The organism is Flavobacterium niveum (assembly GCF_055231775.1).
Map to the genome: position 1 here is coordinate 221509 of NZ_JBUYSX010000004.1, position 17238 is coordinate 238746.

The following is a 17238-nucleotide window of genomic DNA, read 5'->3' on the forward strand; positions in this document are numbered from 1 at the left end:
CAATTTTACTAAGAAGCAAATATCTATATACAACATGGCATCAAACAAAAAATACTGGCAAAGTGTTGAGGAGCTGAACGATAGCTCTATTGTTGAGGCGCTAAGAAACAACGAGTTTGTTGAAGAAATTCCTACGGATGAGTTTCTTGGCGACAAGGAGACTTTGTCAAATTCATCTACAAGCCGTCGTGACTTTTTGAAATATGTGGGCTTCACTACCGCAGCTGCTACGCTTGCTGCCTGTGAGGGTCCGGTTGTTAAATCAATACCTTACGTAGTGCAGCCGGAGGAAATCATTCCGGGTGTTGCAGATTACTACGCTACTACTATAGCTGACGGTTTTGATTTTGCTAACGTGCTTATAAAAACCCGCGAAGGTCGTCCTATCGGGGTGGTTAAAAATACTCTTGCAGGTTCAAGGATAAGCCCTAATGCCAGGGTGTATGCTTCTGTGCTTTCATTATATGACAGCCTAAGGCTTAAACAGCCGCAAATAGCGGGCAAACCTGCTTCTTGGGCTGAAGTGGACACCAAAGTTAAAGCTGCCCTTTCTCAGGCTGCGGCTAACAGTGGTAAGGTTGTGGTGCTTAGCGGTACTACTGCCAGTCCTTCAACTGACAAACTGATTGCTGAATTCGGTGCTAAGTATGCCGGATTTAAGCATGTTGTATACGATGCTGTTTCTTCTTCTGAAGCCCTTGACGCTTTCCAGGCGGTTTATGGCGAAAGGGCGCTTGCTGAATATGACCTTGCCAAAGCAGATGTAATTGTATCTGTAGGTGCTGATTTCCTTGGCGACTGGCAGGGTGGAGGATACGAAGGTGGCTACACGCTGAACCGTATCCCGAAAAACGGCAAAATGTCTAAACACATACAGTTTGAGGCTAACATGAGCCTTAGTGGTGCTAACGCTGACAAGCGTGTGCCGCTTACTGTAACCAAGCAAAAATATGCCCTTGTGGCTCTTTATAACGCCATTGTTGGTGGCGGTGTTTCTGTAAGCCTTGATAAAGCTGAAGCTGATGCAGTAGCAAAAGCTGCCCAACAGCTTAAAGCTGCGGGTGCTAAAGGTGTGGTGCTTACCGGCCTTGACGATGTTAATGCACAGCTTCTTGTAATTGCTATTAACAACGCACTTCAGTCACTTGCATTCAATCCGGCTGCTCCGCGCTACATCCGTAAAGGTGATGCCAAGGCAGTTGCGCAACTTGTAAATGACCTTAAGGCGGGTGCGGTTGACGTGCTTATCCTTAATAATGTAAACCCTGTGTACTCACTGCCTAACGGTGCTGACTTTGCAGAGGGTCTTAAAAAGACTAAACTTTCAGTTTCTTTCACGCTTAGGGAAGATGAGACTGCTGCTGTAACTACGGTTGCTGCTCCTGCACCTCACTACCTTGAGGCTTGGGGAGACGTTGTGATATCTAAAGGCAGTTACGCTATTACGCAGCCGACTATCCGTCCGCTGTTTAATACACGCCAGTTCCAGGATGCGCTTCTTGCCTGGACAGGTAACCCTGCTTCTTACTACGATTATATCAAAGCTGTTGCTCCAACTTATGCGGCAGGTAAAACATGGAACCAGCTGGTGCATGATGGTGTTGCCGAAACTCCTGTAGTGGGTACGGTAGCTCCGGGTGCTGCTAACTTTGCCGGTGCCGCAAGCACACTTGCTGCTGCTAAGCCTGCCGGTACTTTTGAACTGGTTCTTTATACTAAAACAGGTATGGGTGACGGCCAAATGGCAAACAACCCATGGCTACAGGAATTCCCTGACCCGATTTCAAGGGCTTCATGGGATAACTACCTTACTGTTTCTAAAGCAGATGCTGAGGCTCTTAAACTTGAAAACTGGAACGTGGCAAACGGCGGCCTTAACGGTAGCGTAGCCACTCTTACAGTAGGTGATAAGAAAATTGAGGTTCCGGTGCTTATACAGCCGGGCCAGGCAAAAGGTACTTTCGGCCTTGCTCTTGGTTACGGTCGCAAAGCCGGCCTTAAAGAGGAAATGGCTGTGGGTGTTAATGCTTATGCAGTATATAACAACCTTAACTCAGTACAAGGTGCTACGCTTGCTAAGTCTAATGGTGAACATGAGTTTGCCTGCGTACAGCTTCAGCGCACACTTATGGGTAGGGGAGATATTGTTAAGGAAACTACCCTTGCTGAATTTAATGATAAAGGTGCCGAGGTTTGGAACGAACAACCACAGGTATCTTATGACCATAAAGAGGTTCCTGCTGCTTCGATTGATCTATGGGAGTCGTTTGACAGGACTACAGGCCACCACTTTAACCTTTCAATAGACCTTAATGCATGTACAGGATGTGGTGCTTGTGTTATCGCTTGTCATGCCGAAAATAACGTACCGGTAGTAGGTAAATCTGAAATCCGCAGGAGCCGTGATATGCACTGGCTGCGTATAGACAGGTACTACTCATCTCAGGATACTTTTGCAGGTGATGTTGAGAAGAAAGAGGCTGCTCACGGCCTAATGAACTCAATAGAAACCTTTAACTCTATGGAAGACCCTGCAGATAACCCTCAGGTAGTATTCCAGCCGGTAATGTGCCAGCACTGTAACCATGCTCCTTGTGAGACTGTGTGTCCGGTAGCTGCTACATCTCACGGCCGCCAGGGACAAAACCACATGGCTTACAACCGTTGTGTGGGTACCCGTTACTGTGCTAACAACTGTCCGTACAAAGTGCGCCGTTTCAACTGGTTCCTTTATAACAAGAACAGTGACTTTGATTACAACATGAATGACGACCTTGGCCGTATGGTACTTAACCCTGATGTTGTAGTGCGTAGCCGTGGTGTTATGGAGAAATGTTCATTCTGTATACAGGCTACACAGGCGGTTATCCTTCAGGCTAAGCGCGATGGCAGGGTAGTAGGTAAGGATGAATTTAACGATGCGTGTGCATGTTCTTCAGCTTGTTCAAGCGGTGCTATGGTATTTGGTGATGTTAACAACACTGAAGACCCTGTGGTAAGGCTTAAAGAAAGCGAAAGGGCTTACTATCTCCTTGACCACATCGGTACTAAGCCAAATGTATTCTATCACGTTAAAGTAAGGAATACATAGTAGTTAAAAGCATATTAATAGAAACAAACATAAAAATATATTATGTCGTCTCATTACGAAGCACCCATTAGAAAACCCTTAATCATAGGTGACAAAAATTATCACGATGTAACTGTGGAAGTTGCTAAGCCGGTAGAGGGCAGGGCAAATAAGCAATGGTGGATTGTTTTCTCCATTTCACTTGCAGCCTTCCTTTGGGGCGTAGCGTGTGTTGCCTATACAGTAGGTAACGGTATCGGTACATGGGGATCAAATAAAACAGTAGGCTGGGCATGGGATATTACCAACTTTGTATGGTGGGTAGGTATCGGTCACGCCGGAACGCTTATCTCGGCGGTACTTCTTTTGTTCCGTCAAAAGTGGAGGATGGCCATCAACAGGTCGGCCGAAGCGATGACCATATTCTCGGTAGTACAGGCGGCTATGTTCCCTGTATTCCACATGGGACGTCCTTGGTTAGCTTACTTTGTAATGCCAATACCAAACCAGTTCGGTTCGCTTTGGGTTAACTTTAACTCACCGCTACTTTGGGACGTATTCGCGATTTCAACGTACCTTTCTGTGTCACTTGTTTTCTGGTGGACAGGCCTTCTGCCTGACTTTGCGATGCTTCGTGACAGGGCTGTAACGCCGTTTACTAAACAAGTATATTCTATACTAAGCTTCGGATGGAGCGGACGTGCCAAAGACTGGCAGCGTTTTGAGGAGGTTTCGCTTGTACTTGCAGGCCTTGCTACCCCTCTTGTACTTTCGGTACACACCATTGTATCATTTGACTTTGCTACCTCGGTTATCCCGGGCTGGCACACCACCATCCTTCCTCCGTACTTCGTTGCGGGTGCTATCTTCTCAGGATTTGCGATGGTAAACACACTCCTTATCATCATGAGGAAAGTGTCTAACCTTGAGGCTTACATTACCATACAGCACATAGAGCTAATGAACATCATTGTAATGATTACAGGTTCTATCGTAGGTTGTGCTTATATCACTGAGCTTTTCATTGCCTGGTATTCGGGTGTGGAATATGAGCAGTATGCATTCCTTAACAGGGCTACAGGTCCTTACTGGTGGTCATACTGGCTGATGATGTTCTGTAACGTAATATCTCCGCAGGTAATGTGGTTCAAAAAAGTTCGTACAGGTATCTTCGCTTCGTTTGTTATCTCTATTATAGTAAACATAGGTATGTGGTTTGAGCGTTTCGTAATTATCGTTACCTCACTTCACAGGGATTACCTTCCGTCATCATGGACCATGTTCAGCCCTACGTTTGTAGATGCTGGTTTCTACATTGGTACTATCGGTTTCTTCTTCGTACTGTTCCTTCTTTACTCAAGGAGTTTCCCTGTAATTGCACAGGCAGAGGTTAAATCTATCATGAAAACCTCAAGCGATAAGTACAAGAGGCTGCACGCAGAACAACACGCACACGACGATCATTCACATTCAGAACATAATCATCACTAAGAATCATGAGCAATAAAGTATTACACGTATTGTACAATGACGATGATATCCTAATGGACGCGGTAAAGAAAACCCGCGCTGCACATCATCACATTGAAGAAGTTTTTACGCCATTCCCTGTGCACGGACTTGACAAAGCACTTGGCCTTGCACCAACAAGGTTGGCTATATGCGCATTCTTATATGGTTTAGTGGGATTATCTGTAGCTACATCTATGATGTACTATATAATGATTGTAGACTGGCCTCAGGACATCGGTGGTAAGCCAAGCTTTACCTACTACCAGAACATGCCTGCTTTTGTGCCGGTAATGTTTGAGATGACCGTATTCTTTGCGGCCCACTTAATGGTAATCACGTTTTACATGAGGAGTAAGCTTTGGCCTTTTAAAGAGGCTGAAAACCCTGATGTGCGCACTACAGACGACCATTTCCTTATGGAAGTGCCGGTTCACGGTGATGAGGCTTCGCTGGTTTCTTTCTTTGAAGGTACAGGCGCTGTTGAAATTAAAGTAATTGATAAGCACTAAGAAAAGAAGTATGAAAGCATTATATAAAATAGCATTTGTGGTTTCTGCCTCTGTCGCGCTTACCTCATGCTTTAATAAAACAGAACCTAACTACCAGTACATGCCAAACATGTACGAGTCTGTAGGTTATGAAACGTATTCAGAATCTAAAGCTTTTAACAACGGCAAAGAAGGACAGCTTCCTGCCACAGGTTCTATACCAAGGGGATTCACTCCTTACGAATTGCCTAACACTGAGGAAGGTTATAACGCATCGAAAACAAACGTATCGCCTTTGGCTGCTGCTGATTATGACGAGGCTAAAGCCAAAGAACTTTTCACCGTTTATTGTGCTATATGCCACGGTGATAAGGGCGATGGTAAAGGTAACCTTGCCAAAAGGGAAAAGTTTTCGGGTGTGCCTGATTATAAAACCAGGGAAATTACCGAGGGAAGTATTTTCCACGTAGTAACATACGGACGTAACATGATGGGTAGCCACGCTAACCAGCTGAACCAAACTGAGCGTTGGCAAATAGCACGTTACGTTATGAAACTTAAGAGTGAATAATAATTTGTAGAACACTGAAAGCATAAAATATGTATACATTTTCTAGTAAATTAAAAACGTTGGCCTTTGTACTGATGGTGTTAGGCGCCCTTGGTATAGGTTACAGTTTTTTTACTGCACCAAAATCAGTAGAGGAGGTTGAGAAAATCATCGCTGCTGAGCATGCTCACGGTGGCCACGGGGCTGAGCACCATGAAGAGGCTGCTACTGCACCTGCACACCATGAGGAAGCTGCACCGGCTGTTGCCGAAGCTGCCCATGATTCGGCTGTTGCAGAGCACGATTCTGTATCGGCAGATACTACTGCCGCTGCTGTTGCTGCACCGTCTGTTCATGATACTGCCGAAGCCGTTACTGCTGAGGCTCCTGCACACGACGCCCATGAAGCACACGCTGTTGCCGAGCATGAAGGCCACGAAGCCCATGCCGATGCACACGCTGAGCATAAAGAGCACGTTGAGCACGTTTTTCATCAACTTCAAAATAAGCCTTGGGCTGCAGTATATATAGGATTACTGTTCTTCCTGCTTATTTCTGTAGGTGTACTTGCTTTCTACGCAATACAAAATGCCGCACAGGCCGGTTGGTCGCCTGTACTGTTCAGGGTTATGGAAGGTATTACTTCTTACCTTATCCCTGGCGCTGTTATCCTTCTTGCATTCCTTGCACTTGGTGTTGCAGACATTCACCACCTGTTTATATGGATGGACGAAGAAGTTGTTAAACACGACCACATTATGCAAGGTAAGGCCGGTTACCTAAATGGGCCGTTCTTCCTTATCAGGGCTGCAATTTTCCTTGGTGGCTGGATTTTCTACCGTCAGTACTCTCGCAAGCAATCGCTTGCCCAGGATGAAGCTACTGATAACATCCCGTACAAAAAATCATTTAAGGCTGCTGCCGCTTTCCTTGGGTTCTTTATCGTAAGTGAATCTATCTCTTCTTGGGACTGGATCATGTCTGTAGACCCACACTGGTACAGCACACTATTCGGTTGGTATGTATTCGCCAGCTTCTTTGTAAGCGGTATTACTACTATTGCCCTTATAACACTTTATCTTAAATCTAAAGGTTACCTTGAGTATGTAAACACAAGCCACATCCATGACCTTGCCAAATTCATGTTCGGTATCAGTGTATTCTGGACGTACCTTTGGTTCTCTCAGTTCATGCTAATGTGGTATGCCGATATACCTGAAGAGGTTGTGTACTTTAAAATGAGGATAGACAACTATACCCTGCCGTTCTTCGGTATGCTGGTTATGAACTTTATCTTCCCGGTACTTATCCTTGTTAATACCGACTTCAAGCGCCTTTCATGGATAATTGTTATGGCCGGTATTGTAATCCTTTGCGGTCACTATATCGACTTCTTCAACATGATTATGCCTGCTACGGTGGGAGATCAGTGGTTTATCGGTGCCGGTGAAGTAGGTTCAGTATTGTTCTTCCTTGGATTGTTTATCCTTGTAGTATTTACTGCCCTTACTAAAGTGCCGCTACTGGCTAAGCGTAACCCGCTTATTGAAGAGAGTAAGCATTTCCATTATTAATATTTAAAGAAATAAACAGATGACAAGTTTATTGATTCTAATTGTAGTAGTTTTATTGGGTGTTGCCATCTGGCAACTTACCAAGATATTCCATCTTACTCAGGTGGGTGCAGGCAGGCCGGATGAGGATTCTGCTGTGGCTACCGACACAGATAACAAAATACACGGTTACCTGATGTTTGCCTTTGTAGGGTTTATCTATCTGTTTACTATTTTTTCAATGTGGAAATGGGGCCATGTGGTGCTGGGTACTCCGGCATCTGAGCACGGGCCGCAGTACGACAACCTGATGAACATTTCTATGTGGCTTATCTTTGTTGTACAGGTTATTACACAGTTCCTGCTTCACTACTTTGCATTTAAATACAAAGGCAAAAAAGGCCAGGTGGCTTTTTACTTTGCCGATAACGATAAGCTTGAGTTTATCTGGACTATTATCCCGGTAATCGTTCTTGCAGGCCTTATCCTTTATGGACTTTATGCCTGGACAAACATTATGTTTATAGACGAAGAGGCTAAAGAAGATGCTGTTTACGTAGAAGTATATGCCAAGCAGTTTAACTGGGAAGTGCGTTATGCCGGTAAAGACGGCAAGCTTGGTAAAGCTAACGTAAGGTATATAGCCGGTGTAAACAGTATGGGTGTAGACATGAGCGACGCCAATGCACAGGACGATATCCAGGCAAGCGAGCTTCACCTTCCGAAAGGTAAGCAAATCATCTTCAAGTTCCGTTCTCAAGACGTACTTCACTCTGCTTATATGCCTCACTTCAGGGCGCAGATGAACGTAGTTCCGGGTATGGTTACACAGTTTGGTTTTGTACCAACTATCACTACCGAAGAAATGCGTCAGGATCCGCTGATCATGAAAAAGGTAGATCACATTAACGAGATACGTACTAAAAAGAGCCAGCAACTTGCCTCGGAAGGTAAACCGGGTCTTGAGCCTTACACATTCGATTACCTGTTACTTTGTAATAAAATCTGTGGTGCTTCTCACTTTAACATGCAAATGAAAATTGTTGTAGAAGAGGAAGCTGATTTCAAAAAATGGCTTGGCGAAAAAGAAACTATCGGCCATGCTGTTAAGAAAGAAAAAGAAGGTGCTGCAGCCCCTGCCGCTACTGAAGCCGCAGCTGCCCCTGCAGATTCTGCTACAATAAAAACCGACAGTGCAGCCCCTAAAGCTGATACTGCCAAAGTAGCCCACGGTAAATAATTATTAATTTTGTTTCAAAACATATCAAAATAAAGAAATATGTCAGCAGCAGGACACGATAACCACGCTCACGACGAGCACGGACATGATCACGGTCATCACCACAAGGAGACTTTTATAACAAAGTACATCTTTAGCCTTGACCACAAGATGATCGCTAAACAATACCTTATTACAGGTGTGTTTATGGGTATCATCGGTATCATAATGTCCCTACTATTCCGTATGCAGATAGCATGGCCTGAAGAGTCTTTTACAATATTTAAAGTTCTTCTTGGAGACAAATTTGCTCCAAATGGCGTAATGCGAAACGATATTTACCTGGCTTTGGTTACCATCCACGGTACCATCATGGTATTCTTTGTACTAACAGCCGGTCTTAGCGGTACTTTTAGTAACCTGCTTATTCCGTTGCAGATTGGTGCCCGCGATATGGCATCTGGATTCATGAACATGGTGTCGTACTGGTTGTTCTTTGTTTCTGCTGTTATCATGGTTGTTTCACTATTCGTAGAGTCTGGCCCTGCTTCAGCCGGTTGGACAATCTATCCACCGCTTTCTGCCCTTCCACAGGCCATCCCTGGTTCTGGTATGGGTATGACGCTTTGGTTGGTTTCTATGGCTATCTTCATTGCTTCATCGCTAATGGGTTCACTTAACTACGTGGTAACCGTTATCAACCTAAGGACAAAAGGTATGTCTATGACAAGGCTTCCACTTACTATATGGGCGCTTTTCATTACTGCTGTTATCGGTATCGTATCATTTCCTGTACTACTTTCTGCGGCATTGCTGCTTATCTTTGACAGGAGTTTTGGTACTTCATTCTACCTTTCAGATATCTACATTGCCGGTGATGTACTTCACTATCAAGGTGGTTCTCCGGTACTGTTTGAACACCTTTTCTGGTTCCTTGGCCACCCTGAGGTTTACATTGTAATCCTTCCTGCGATGGGTCTTGTATCTGAAATCCTTACGTCAAACGCACGTAAGCCTATTTTCGGTTACCGAGCCATGATTGCTTCGATACTTGCTATTGCATTCCTTTCTACAATTGTATGGGGTCACCACATGTTCATATCAGGTATGAACCCGTTCCTTGGTTCGGTGTTTACCTTTACAACACTTCTTATTGCTATACCTTCAGCTGTTAAGGCTTTCAACTGGATTACAACTCTTTGGAGGGGTAACCTTCAGATGAACCCTGCCATGCTGTTCTCTATAGGTTTCGTGTCTACATTCATCACAGGTGGTCTTACAGGTATCATCCTTGGTGATAGTACACTGGATATCAACATCCACGATACGTATTTCGTAGTTGCCCACTTCCACCTTGTAATGGGTATATCTGCACTATACGGTATGTTTGCAGGTATCTACCACTGGTACCCGAAACTATTCGGACGTATGATGAACAAAACACTTGGTTACATCCACTTCTGGGTAACTGCGGTGTGTGCTTACGGTGTATTCTTCCCGATGCACTTTATCGGTATGGCCGGCCTACCGCGCCGTTACTACACTAACTCTGCGTTCCCATTGTTTGATGACCTTGCTGATATCAACGTAATCATCACTATGTTTGCCCTTATCGGTGCCGCGTTCCAGCTGGCATTCCTGTGGAACTTCTTCTACAGTATCTTTAAAGGTAAGCGTGCTACACAAAACCCATGGAAAGCGAACACGCTTGAGTGGACTACACCAGTAGAGCACATCCACGGTAACTGGCCGGGTGAAATACCTGAAGTATACCGTTGGCCGTACGACTACAGCAAGCCGGGCCACGATGAAGACTTCGTTCCGCAAACTGTACCAATGCAGCCGGGCGAAGAGCAACTTCACCACTAAGATTAAAACAATATATTGTACAATATAAGATACAGGCTTCCGGTTTCCGGAAGCCTTTTCTTTTTTAGGGAATTTTCGTTTATTATTTTATCTTTAGGGCATTAACCAAACTGATATGCAAGAAAACGACAAACACCTGAAACGCGAACTCGGCCTGCTGGACGGTACCATGCTGGTAGTAGGCTCCATGATAGGCTCAGGGATTTTTATAGTAAGCGCCGGTATGGTGCAAAACATAGGCAGCGCGGGCTGGCTCATCCTTATTTGGGTGCTTTCGGGTTTAATGACCATGATAGCGGCGGTAAGCTATGGCGAGCTGAGTGCCATGTTCCCCAAAGCAGGCGGACAGTACGTTTATCTTAAAGAGGCCTATAATAAGCTCATAGCGTTCTTATATGGCTGGAGTTTCTTTGCGGTGATACAAACAGGTACTATAGCGGCGGTTGGCGTAGCTTTTGGTAAGTTTACAGCCTACCTTGTGCCGGAACTGGGTGACCAGAACATCCTTTACGAAGCCGGTAGTTTTAATCTGAATGCTGCGCAGCTGGTTTCTATAGTTACCATTATCATCCTTACGTTTATCAACAGCCGTGGCGTGAAGAACGGCAAATACATACAAACTATTTTTACCATTACCAAAATTGCCTCACTGTTTGGGTTGGTAATTTTTGGTTTCATCCTTGCTGCCAAAGCCGACATCTGGAATGCTAACTGGGCTGATGCATGGACTGCCAAATCCTTTGATAAAGACAGTGGGCAATGGGTAACCATAGGAGGGACGGTCTTGCTTTCAGGTATTGCGGCCAGTATGGTAGGCTCACTATTCAGTAGCGATGCCTGGAACGGCGTTACCTTTATTTCCGGTGAAATTAAAAACCCGCAACGCAATGTTGGCCTTAGCCTGTTTCTGGGTACGCTTATAGTGACTGTAATTTATATCCTTGCCAATATTATGTATGTGGCGGTTATGCCAATGGAGACGATTGCATTTGCGCCGTCTGAGCGTGTAGCAGTAGAGGCTTCGCAATATATATTCGGCACCTCGGGCAGTTACATTATTGCTGTGATGATTATGATTTCCACATTTGGATGTAATAATGGTTTGATATTGGCAGGTGCGAGGGTGTACTATACCATGGCAAACGACGGCCTTTTCTTTAAAAAGGCTGCGTCGCTAAACAAAGCCAGTGTACCAGGATGGGGGCTGTGGCTGCAATGCATCTGGGCTTCGGCACTGTGCCTTACCGGTAAGTACGGCGACCTGCTTGATTATGTAATGATAATAGTGGTGATATTTTACATCCTTACCATATACGGGATCTTCATCCTCCGTAAGAAAATGCCCGATGCCGAAAGGCCGTATAAAGCTTTTGGTTATCCGGTGCTGCCGATAATTTATATCTTGCTGGCTGCCGCTTTTTGTATTGCTTTGCTGATTGATAAAACCGAAACCTGTGGTTGGGGTGTACTGATTATGCTGGCTGGCATACCGGTGTATTACCTTACCCAACGCAAAAAGGCTTAACGTAGTTTTGGCACTTTTGCATCGAAAAGTTTACGAACTTTATATAAAACTGAAACCATGATACTTGCTAATTTCAGGGTGAATGAAAATGAACACCAGTTTGAACTGGAAGCCGATGGGCAGGTAGCGCTACTTGAATTCCATAAGGACGGGGAGAAGTTATACCTTACCCATACTGAAGTGCCTGATAAACTTCGCGGACAGGGCGTGGCCGGACATCTGGTAAAGGAAGTGCTGGCCTATGCCCGTAAGGAAGGCTTGTTTGTAGTGCCACTGTGTTCGTACGTGTCATACTACATAAACAACCACCCCGAGTGGTACGATGTTCTTTCTGAAGGCTACAAAATGTAGCTAACGCTATTTGCGTTATATTTGCCTTATGAACGCGAATTTAGATCCTACCAATAAAAATTTTAATGCTGAGGAACTCGACCTGGAGAAAAAGCTGCGGCCGTTGTCGTTTGATGATTTCACAGGGCAGGAGCAGGTGCTGGAGAACCTGAAGGTGTTTGTGGAGGCGGCCAACCTGCGTGGTGAGGCACTGGACCATACACTCTTTCATGGGCCTCCGGGGCTTGGTAAAACCACATTGGCAAACATTCTTGCCAGTGAGCTTGGTGTGGGTATAAAAATCACCTCGGGGCCGGTGTTGGACAAACCGGGCGACCTTGCCGGTTTACTGACCAACCTTGATGAGCGCGACATCCTTTTTATAGACGAAATACACCGCCTTAGCCCTATAGTGGAAGAATACCTGTATTCTGCCATGGAGGATTTCAAGATAGACATCATGATTGAGAGTGGACCGAATGCCCGTTCGGTACAGATTGGGCTTAGCCCGTTTACCCTTGTGGGGGCTACAACACGTTCGGGGTTGCTAACGGCTCCTATGCGGGCACGTTTCGGTATACAAAGCCGCCTGCAATACTACACCACCGAACTGCTTACTACTATTGTAGAGCGTAGTTCGGCCATCCTGAAAATGCCTATCACCATGGAAGCTGCTATAGAAATTGCCGGACGCAGCCGTGGTACACCGCGTATTGCAAACGCCCTGCTGCGCCGTGTGCGTGACTTTGCGCAGATTAAAGGTAATGGTCGTATTGACATAGAAATTGCCCGTTATGCCCTTCGTGCACTAAACGTAGATGCGCACGGCCTGGACGAAATGGATAACAAAATTCTGTTAACTATAATAGATAAGTTTAAAGGCGGACCTGTAGGTTTGTCTACTTTGGCTACAGCTGTATCTGAAAATGGCGAAACCATAGAGGAAGTATACGAACCATTCCTGATCCAGGAAGGCTTTATTATGCGTACCCCACGAGGACGTGAAGTAACTGAAAAAGCTTATAAACACCTCAATAGGGTTAAGCCGGGATTGCAGGGTGGGCTTTTTGATTAGTCATCATGAAGAAAAAGTATATAGAAGAGCAGGCTAATAGACTTGCCAATATTGAGAAAAAATATAATGATGGTCAAGAATTAACTTTGAAAGAAGTTCTTGATTTTGGATTATACCAGTCAATGACAAAAAATATCCACGAACTTGATGATTTTTTTAAGGCATTTAAGTTTCGTGAAATTTACTTTCGCTACTATAAAGACTTGTCATTCAGAGGTAGCTATTTTAAGAAGAACATTTCAAAAAAAATAAGTGATTACATTGATTTAGAATCTTTACAGGATGTTAATAAAAAAAAGTTTGATATAAGCTATTTTGAGGGTCAGTTTAATTATTTAGTTGAAAATGAAGTTTTTGTACCCATTCCTGTGGCCGAAATTGAAAGTGATAAGCATTATTTGCAAAAGATTGCAAAAGAGTGGGGGGAAGATTGCCTAATCGAAAATCACACAGATAGAATATTGTATCGAATAGCTGCAGAGACCAGAGATAAAGCTATTGTAGGAAAAGAGTTAATAAAGGATTTTGTTACTGGTGGTTCTAACGAAAATGGGTTTAAAGCATTACTCAAATCGTTTCATTGCTACAATGAATCAAATATAATTATTGCTAAACTTAAACAGGATAACGAACCTACAATGTTTAACTTTAATCATTACAGAATAGAGTTTAACGTTATTTCCATCTTTCACATACTTTTTAGACATTTTGCTCAATCTGTTTCACCTGAATCTTTGATGTTTTCTAAAAGTTACTTTACTCCAGATATTACTCCCGAGATTATAAATCAGTTTCTTAATAGAGTTTTCATAGAGATTAGTAAAAATAAGTTGTTTGAAGGCATTGAAATAAATTCTGATTATACAATTTACTTAAGATATAGAGGGATTTATTATGCTTTAGCCTTTGGACCATCAAAAGATAATAAAGGAATTATTACCACAAAGAGTTTTTTTCCCATAGAGCAGGACCATAATGACGGAAAGAAGATGTTAGACAGAATTTTGAATACTGACATTATGAGTTCTAACTTCGTTGGTGACGGCTTAACTATTTATACTTCAAAATCTTAATTTCTGAGTTCTAAATTAAAACATACCAACTTCATAAAATCCGAAGCAATACGTTTGGGCTTCATGTCGTGTGGAATATCGCAAGCTGGATTTCTGGAAGAAGAAGCACCCCGCCTTGAAAAATGGCTCAACGAAAACCGTCATGGCCAGATGCAGTATATGGAAAACCATTTCGATAAGCGGCTCGACCCAACATTGCTTGTGGATGGTGCTAAAAGCGTAATTTCCCTGCTGCTGAATTACTACCCTGAAGAAAAACAGGTTTCCGATACCTATAAAATTTCCAAGTACGCTTACGGGCAGGACTACCACTCGGTTATAAAAGACAAGCTGAAAGAGTTGCTGCAATCAATTAACGATAATATAGGTGAAGTAGGGGGCAGGGCATTTGTAGACAGCGCCCCGGTACTTGATAAGGCATGGGCAGCCAAAAGCGGCCTGGGCTGGATAGGCAAAAACAGCAATCTGCTCAGTAAGCAGGTGGGTTCGTTTTTCTTTATTGCCGAACTGGTTGTAGATATGGAACTGGAGTACGACCACGCCACAACTGACCATTGCGGTAGCTGTACCGCCTGCCTCGATGCCTGCCCTACAGGAGCTATTATAGCGCCTTATGTGGTAGACGGTAGCAAGTGCATCAGTTATTTTACCATAGAGCTTAAGGAAAACATCCCGCAGGAAATGAAGGGCAGTTTTAACGACTGGGCTTTCGGGTGTGATGTGTGCCAGGACGTATGCCCGTGGAACCGTTTTAGCAAGCCGCACCGCGAACCATTGTTTAACCCACACCCGGATTTACTGACCCTGACTAAAAAAGACTGGGAAGAAATTACCGAAGATACATTCCGAAAAGTGTTTAAAAACTCGGCGGTAAAGCGTACCAAGTATTCCGGGCTTATACGGAATATAGAGTTTTTGAAGTAGGTTTTGCCGCGAATTTGCACTAATTCCGCAGCGTCATTGCGAGCGGAGGTACGGAGCGCGGCAATCTTTATAAAGGGCAAAGTGTGAGATTGCTTCGTCGTACCTCCTCGCAATGACCGGGAGGGGGCGAAAAACAAAAGCCCCGCTTTTCAACGAGGCTTCTCTATTACTTTTTACTTTCAATCCACTTATTGATTTTATCTTCCAAAACCTTTAACGGAAGGCAACCCGCATCCAGCACCTGGTCGTGGTATTCCTTAATACTGAATTTGGTTCCAAGTTCTTTCTCTGCTTTGGTACGCAGTTCACGTATTTTCAGTTGGCCAATTTTGTACGATAACGCCTGCCCCGGTATGGCCATGTAGCGCTCTATTTCGGCTACGATGCTTTCTTCAGGTTCGGCTTCATTGTCAAGAGAGTATTGTATGGCCTGCTCACGCGTCCAGCCTTTGGTGTGGATACCTGTGTCTACTACCAAACGGATGGCACGGTGCATTTCGGCGCTCAGCATCCCGAAGTACTGGTACGGGTCGGTATACAGGCCAAGTTCTTTACCCAGCGATTCCGTGTACAATGCCCAGCCCTCACCATAGGCATTAAACCATACCGTTTTACGGAACTCAGGCAAGTCTTTGTTTTCCTGTTGCAGCGAAATCTGGTAGTGGTGCCCCGGTATGGCTTCATGCAAAAATAGGTCTTCGTCGGCGTAGTTATTATACTTCTTCACATCAGGAATCGGCACATAGAAAATACCCGGGCGCGTACCGTCTACGCTGCCCTGGTTGTACTCAGCGCTGGCGGTCGCCTCACGGAACGCCTCGGTACGGCGTACTTCAAACGGTGTTTTCGGTTTGTTGCCAAACAGCTTCTCAAGGTTTGGTTTCATGCGGTTGTGTATCTCGTTAAAGTGGTCTATAACCTGTTGCGGCTCGGTATACGGCATCAGTTCTTTTTTAGCACGCACATAATCGAAAAACGATTTCAGGTCGCCTGTATAGCCCACTTCTTTCTTTACCTTTTCCATTTCGCTTTTTATGCGAGCCACTTCCTTAAGGCCCAGCTGGTGGATTTCCTCAGCCGTCATTTCGGTGGTGGTGTAGTTTTTTATCAGGAAGTTGTAGTACTCTTTGCCTTGAGGGATGGCACTGATACCGCTCTGTGTAAGGCTCGCCTTCAGGTAATCGTTAGCAGTATAATTATACAGGCTTACGAAAGACGGTATCAGTTTATCTTTTAGTATGGCAGTATATTTTTCGGTAAGCGATTTTTTATCGGCTTCGCTAAAATCCGCCGGGAAGTTTTTTACCGGGGCAAAGAACAGATGTGTGGTAACATCGGTATTCGCCATTTCCTTCAGTTGCGGTACCAGTTTTTCGGTAAGTGCTTTTGGCAGCACATAACCTTTGCTTACGCCTTCTTTCATACGCTCCTGCGCAGAAATAAGCCACTGGTTATATCCCTCAAGCCTTTCCAGCCAGTTTTCATAATCCTTTACGGTTTTAAACGGCTGGAAACTGCTGCCCGAAGCCATTTGCGCCGCCATAAGGTGCAGCCCGCTAAACTGGTTCAGCGGCATCAGCTCTTCATGGAACTCCAGCCTTTCAAGGTCACTATTGCAGGTCCATTCCAGTATCTGCTTGCTTATACGGTCGTTTTCGCTAAGGTCTTCATCGTTAAATTTGCCAAGTGCATCTTTGTATTTGGTGAAGAAGTCCTTCACCTTGGCGTGAAACTCATCGCTAAGCGTATTCGGGAACAGGTTGTTGTAGCGGTTATCCCCGGCCTGGGTAGCCTCCCATGGGAATAGTTTCAGGCGTTCCTGGTAATACTGGTCCAGCAGTGTGGCAAGCTCCTTGTTTGGTGTGGTTACTGCTTCTTTCTTTTGGCACGACTGCATAAGGCAAACAGCCAAAAGCAATATTGCGGTTATTTTTTTCATAAGAGGAATAGTTAAAATGGTGCATTAAAGATACATTTTTTTTAAATCGGGCTTTAGCGAAAAGATTATCGTTAAATATTTCAGAATTTGCGCTATAGGTTTACCTTTGTA

General features: G+C 44.5%; 13 protein-coding genes. 12 read left to right on the forward strand and 1 reads right to left on the reverse strand.

Translation table 11 applies throughout. The features are described 5' to 3' along the window. The first annotated feature begins 34 nt into the window (after positions 1-34). The 12 genes from ACZIX4_RS11705 (at position 35) to queG (ending at position 15188) form a co-directional block, all read left to right on the forward strand. Positions 35-3091 (forward strand): TAT-variant-translocated molybdopterin oxidoreductase, encoded by a 3057-nt coding sequence (locus ACZIX4_RS11705; protein WP_463335822.1) that lies wholly within the window; start codon positions 35-37, stop codon positions 3089-3091. A 42-nt stretch (positions 3092-3133) separates the two neighbouring features. Further along, positions 3134-4561, forward strand: coding sequence for an NrfD/PsrC family molybdoenzyme membrane anchor subunit (nrfD, locus tag ACZIX4_RS11710; RefSeq protein ID WP_463335823.1), 1428 nt, complete (start codon positions 3134-3136; stop codon positions 4559-4561). A 5-nt stretch (positions 4562-4566) separates the two neighbouring features. Further along, on the forward strand, positions 4567-5091 hold the full coding sequence (locus ACZIX4_RS11715) for a DUF3341 domain-containing protein (protein ID WP_463335824.1): 525 nt from the start codon (positions 4567-4569) through the stop codon (positions 5089-5091). A 10-nt stretch (positions 5092-5101) separates the two neighbouring features. Continuing rightward, positions 5102-5641, forward strand: coding sequence for a c-type cytochrome (locus ACZIX4_RS11720; protein WP_463335825.1), 540 nt, complete (start codon positions 5102-5104; stop codon positions 5639-5641). A gap of 29 nt (positions 5642-5670) precedes the next feature. Next, positions 5671-7194, forward strand: a complete 1524-nt coding sequence (locus tag ACZIX4_RS11725; protein WP_463335826.1) for a quinol:cytochrome C oxidoreductase — start codon at positions 5671-5673, stop codon at positions 7192-7194. Between the two features lie 19 nt (positions 7195-7213). Continuing rightward, a complete protein-coding gene (locus ACZIX4_RS11730; protein ID WP_463335827.1) occupies positions 7214-8413 on the forward strand; it encodes a cytochrome c oxidase subunit II in 1200 nt (399 codons plus the stop codon). Between the two features lie 39 nt (positions 8414-8452). After that, positions 8453-10261, forward strand: coding sequence for a cytochrome c oxidase subunit I (locus tag ACZIX4_RS11735; protein WP_463335828.1), 1809 nt, complete (start codon positions 8453-8455; stop codon positions 10259-10261). Positions 10262-10376: 115 nt separating this feature from the next. After that, on the forward strand, positions 10377-11786 hold the full coding sequence (locus ACZIX4_RS11740; RefSeq protein WP_463335829.1) for an APC family permease: 1410 nt from the start codon (positions 10377-10379) through the stop codon (positions 11784-11786). A 57-nt stretch (positions 11787-11843) separates the two neighbouring features. Then, positions 11844-12137, forward strand: coding sequence for a GNAT family N-acetyltransferase (locus ACZIX4_RS11745; RefSeq protein WP_463335830.1), 294 nt, complete (start codon positions 11844-11846; stop codon positions 12135-12137). A 28-nt stretch (positions 12138-12165) separates the two neighbouring features. Continuing rightward, positions 12166-13191 (forward strand): Holliday junction branch migration DNA helicase RuvB, encoded by a 1026-nt coding sequence (ruvB, locus tag ACZIX4_RS11750; RefSeq protein ID WP_463335831.1) that lies wholly within the window; start codon positions 12166-12168, stop codon positions 13189-13191. 5 nt (positions 13192-13196) lie between these two features. After that, the gene (locus tag ACZIX4_RS11755) at positions 13197-14264 is read left to right on the forward strand and encodes a hypothetical protein (protein WP_463335832.1); all 1068 of its coding nucleotides are present in this window, start codon (positions 13197-13199) and stop codon (positions 14262-14264) included. Positions 14265-14267: 3 nt separating this feature from the next. Then, positions 14268-15188 (forward strand): tRNA epoxyqueuosine(34) reductase QueG, encoded by a 921-nt coding sequence (gene queG / locus ACZIX4_RS11760; RefSeq protein ID WP_463336080.1) that lies wholly within the window; start codon positions 14268-14270, stop codon positions 15186-15188. A gap of 166 nt (positions 15189-15354) precedes the next feature. Here queG and ACZIX4_RS11765 read toward each other — a convergent pair whose 3' ends face one another. Beyond that, positions 15355-17127, reverse strand: a complete 1773-nt coding sequence (locus ACZIX4_RS11765; protein ID WP_463335833.1) for a DUF885 domain-containing protein — start codon at positions 17125-17127, stop codon at positions 15355-15357. Between the last annotated feature and the right edge of the window lie 111 nt (positions 17128-17238).

Coding starts and splice junctions, on each gene's coding strand:
- ACZIX4_RS11740 (WP_463335829.1), top strand. CDS start 10,377: ATGCAAGAAAACGACAAACACCTGAAACGCGAACTCGGCCTGCTGGAC.
- ACZIX4_RS11745 (WP_463335830.1), top strand. CDS start 11,844: ATGATACTTGCTAATTTCAGGGTGAATGAAAATGAACACCAGTTTGAA.
- ACZIX4_RS11720 (WP_463335825.1), top strand. CDS start 5,102: ATGAAAGCATTATATAAAATAGCATTTGTGGTTTCTGCCTCTGTCGCG.
- ACZIX4_RS11715 (WP_463335824.1), top strand. CDS start 4,567: ATGAGCAATAAAGTATTACACGTATTGTACAATGACGATGATATCCTA.
- ACZIX4_RS11725 (WP_463335826.1), top strand. CDS start 5,671: ATGTATACATTTTCTAGTAAATTAAAAACGTTGGCCTTTGTACTGATG.
- nrfD (WP_463335823.1), top strand. CDS start 3,134: ATGTCGTCTCATTACGAAGCACCCATTAGAAAACCCTTAATCATAGGT.
- ACZIX4_RS11765 (WP_463335833.1), bottom strand. CDS start 17,127: ATGAAAAAAATAACCGCAATATTGCTTTTGGCTGTTTGCCTTATGCAG.
- ACZIX4_RS11755 (WP_463335832.1), top strand. CDS start 13,197: ATGAAGAAAAAGTATATAGAAGAGCAGGCTAATAGACTTGCCAATATT.
- ACZIX4_RS11735 (WP_463335828.1), top strand. CDS start 8,453: ATGTCAGCAGCAGGACACGATAACCACGCTCACGACGAGCACGGACAT.
- ACZIX4_RS11730 (WP_463335827.1), top strand. CDS start 7,214: ATGACAAGTTTATTGATTCTAATTGTAGTAGTTTTATTGGGTGTTGCC.
- ACZIX4_RS11705 (WP_463335822.1), top strand. CDS start 35: ATGGCATCAAACAAAAAATACTGGCAAAGTGTTGAGGAGCTGAACGAT.
- ruvB (WP_463335831.1), top strand. CDS start 12,166: ATGAACGCGAATTTAGATCCTACCAATAAAAATTTTAATGCTGAGGAA.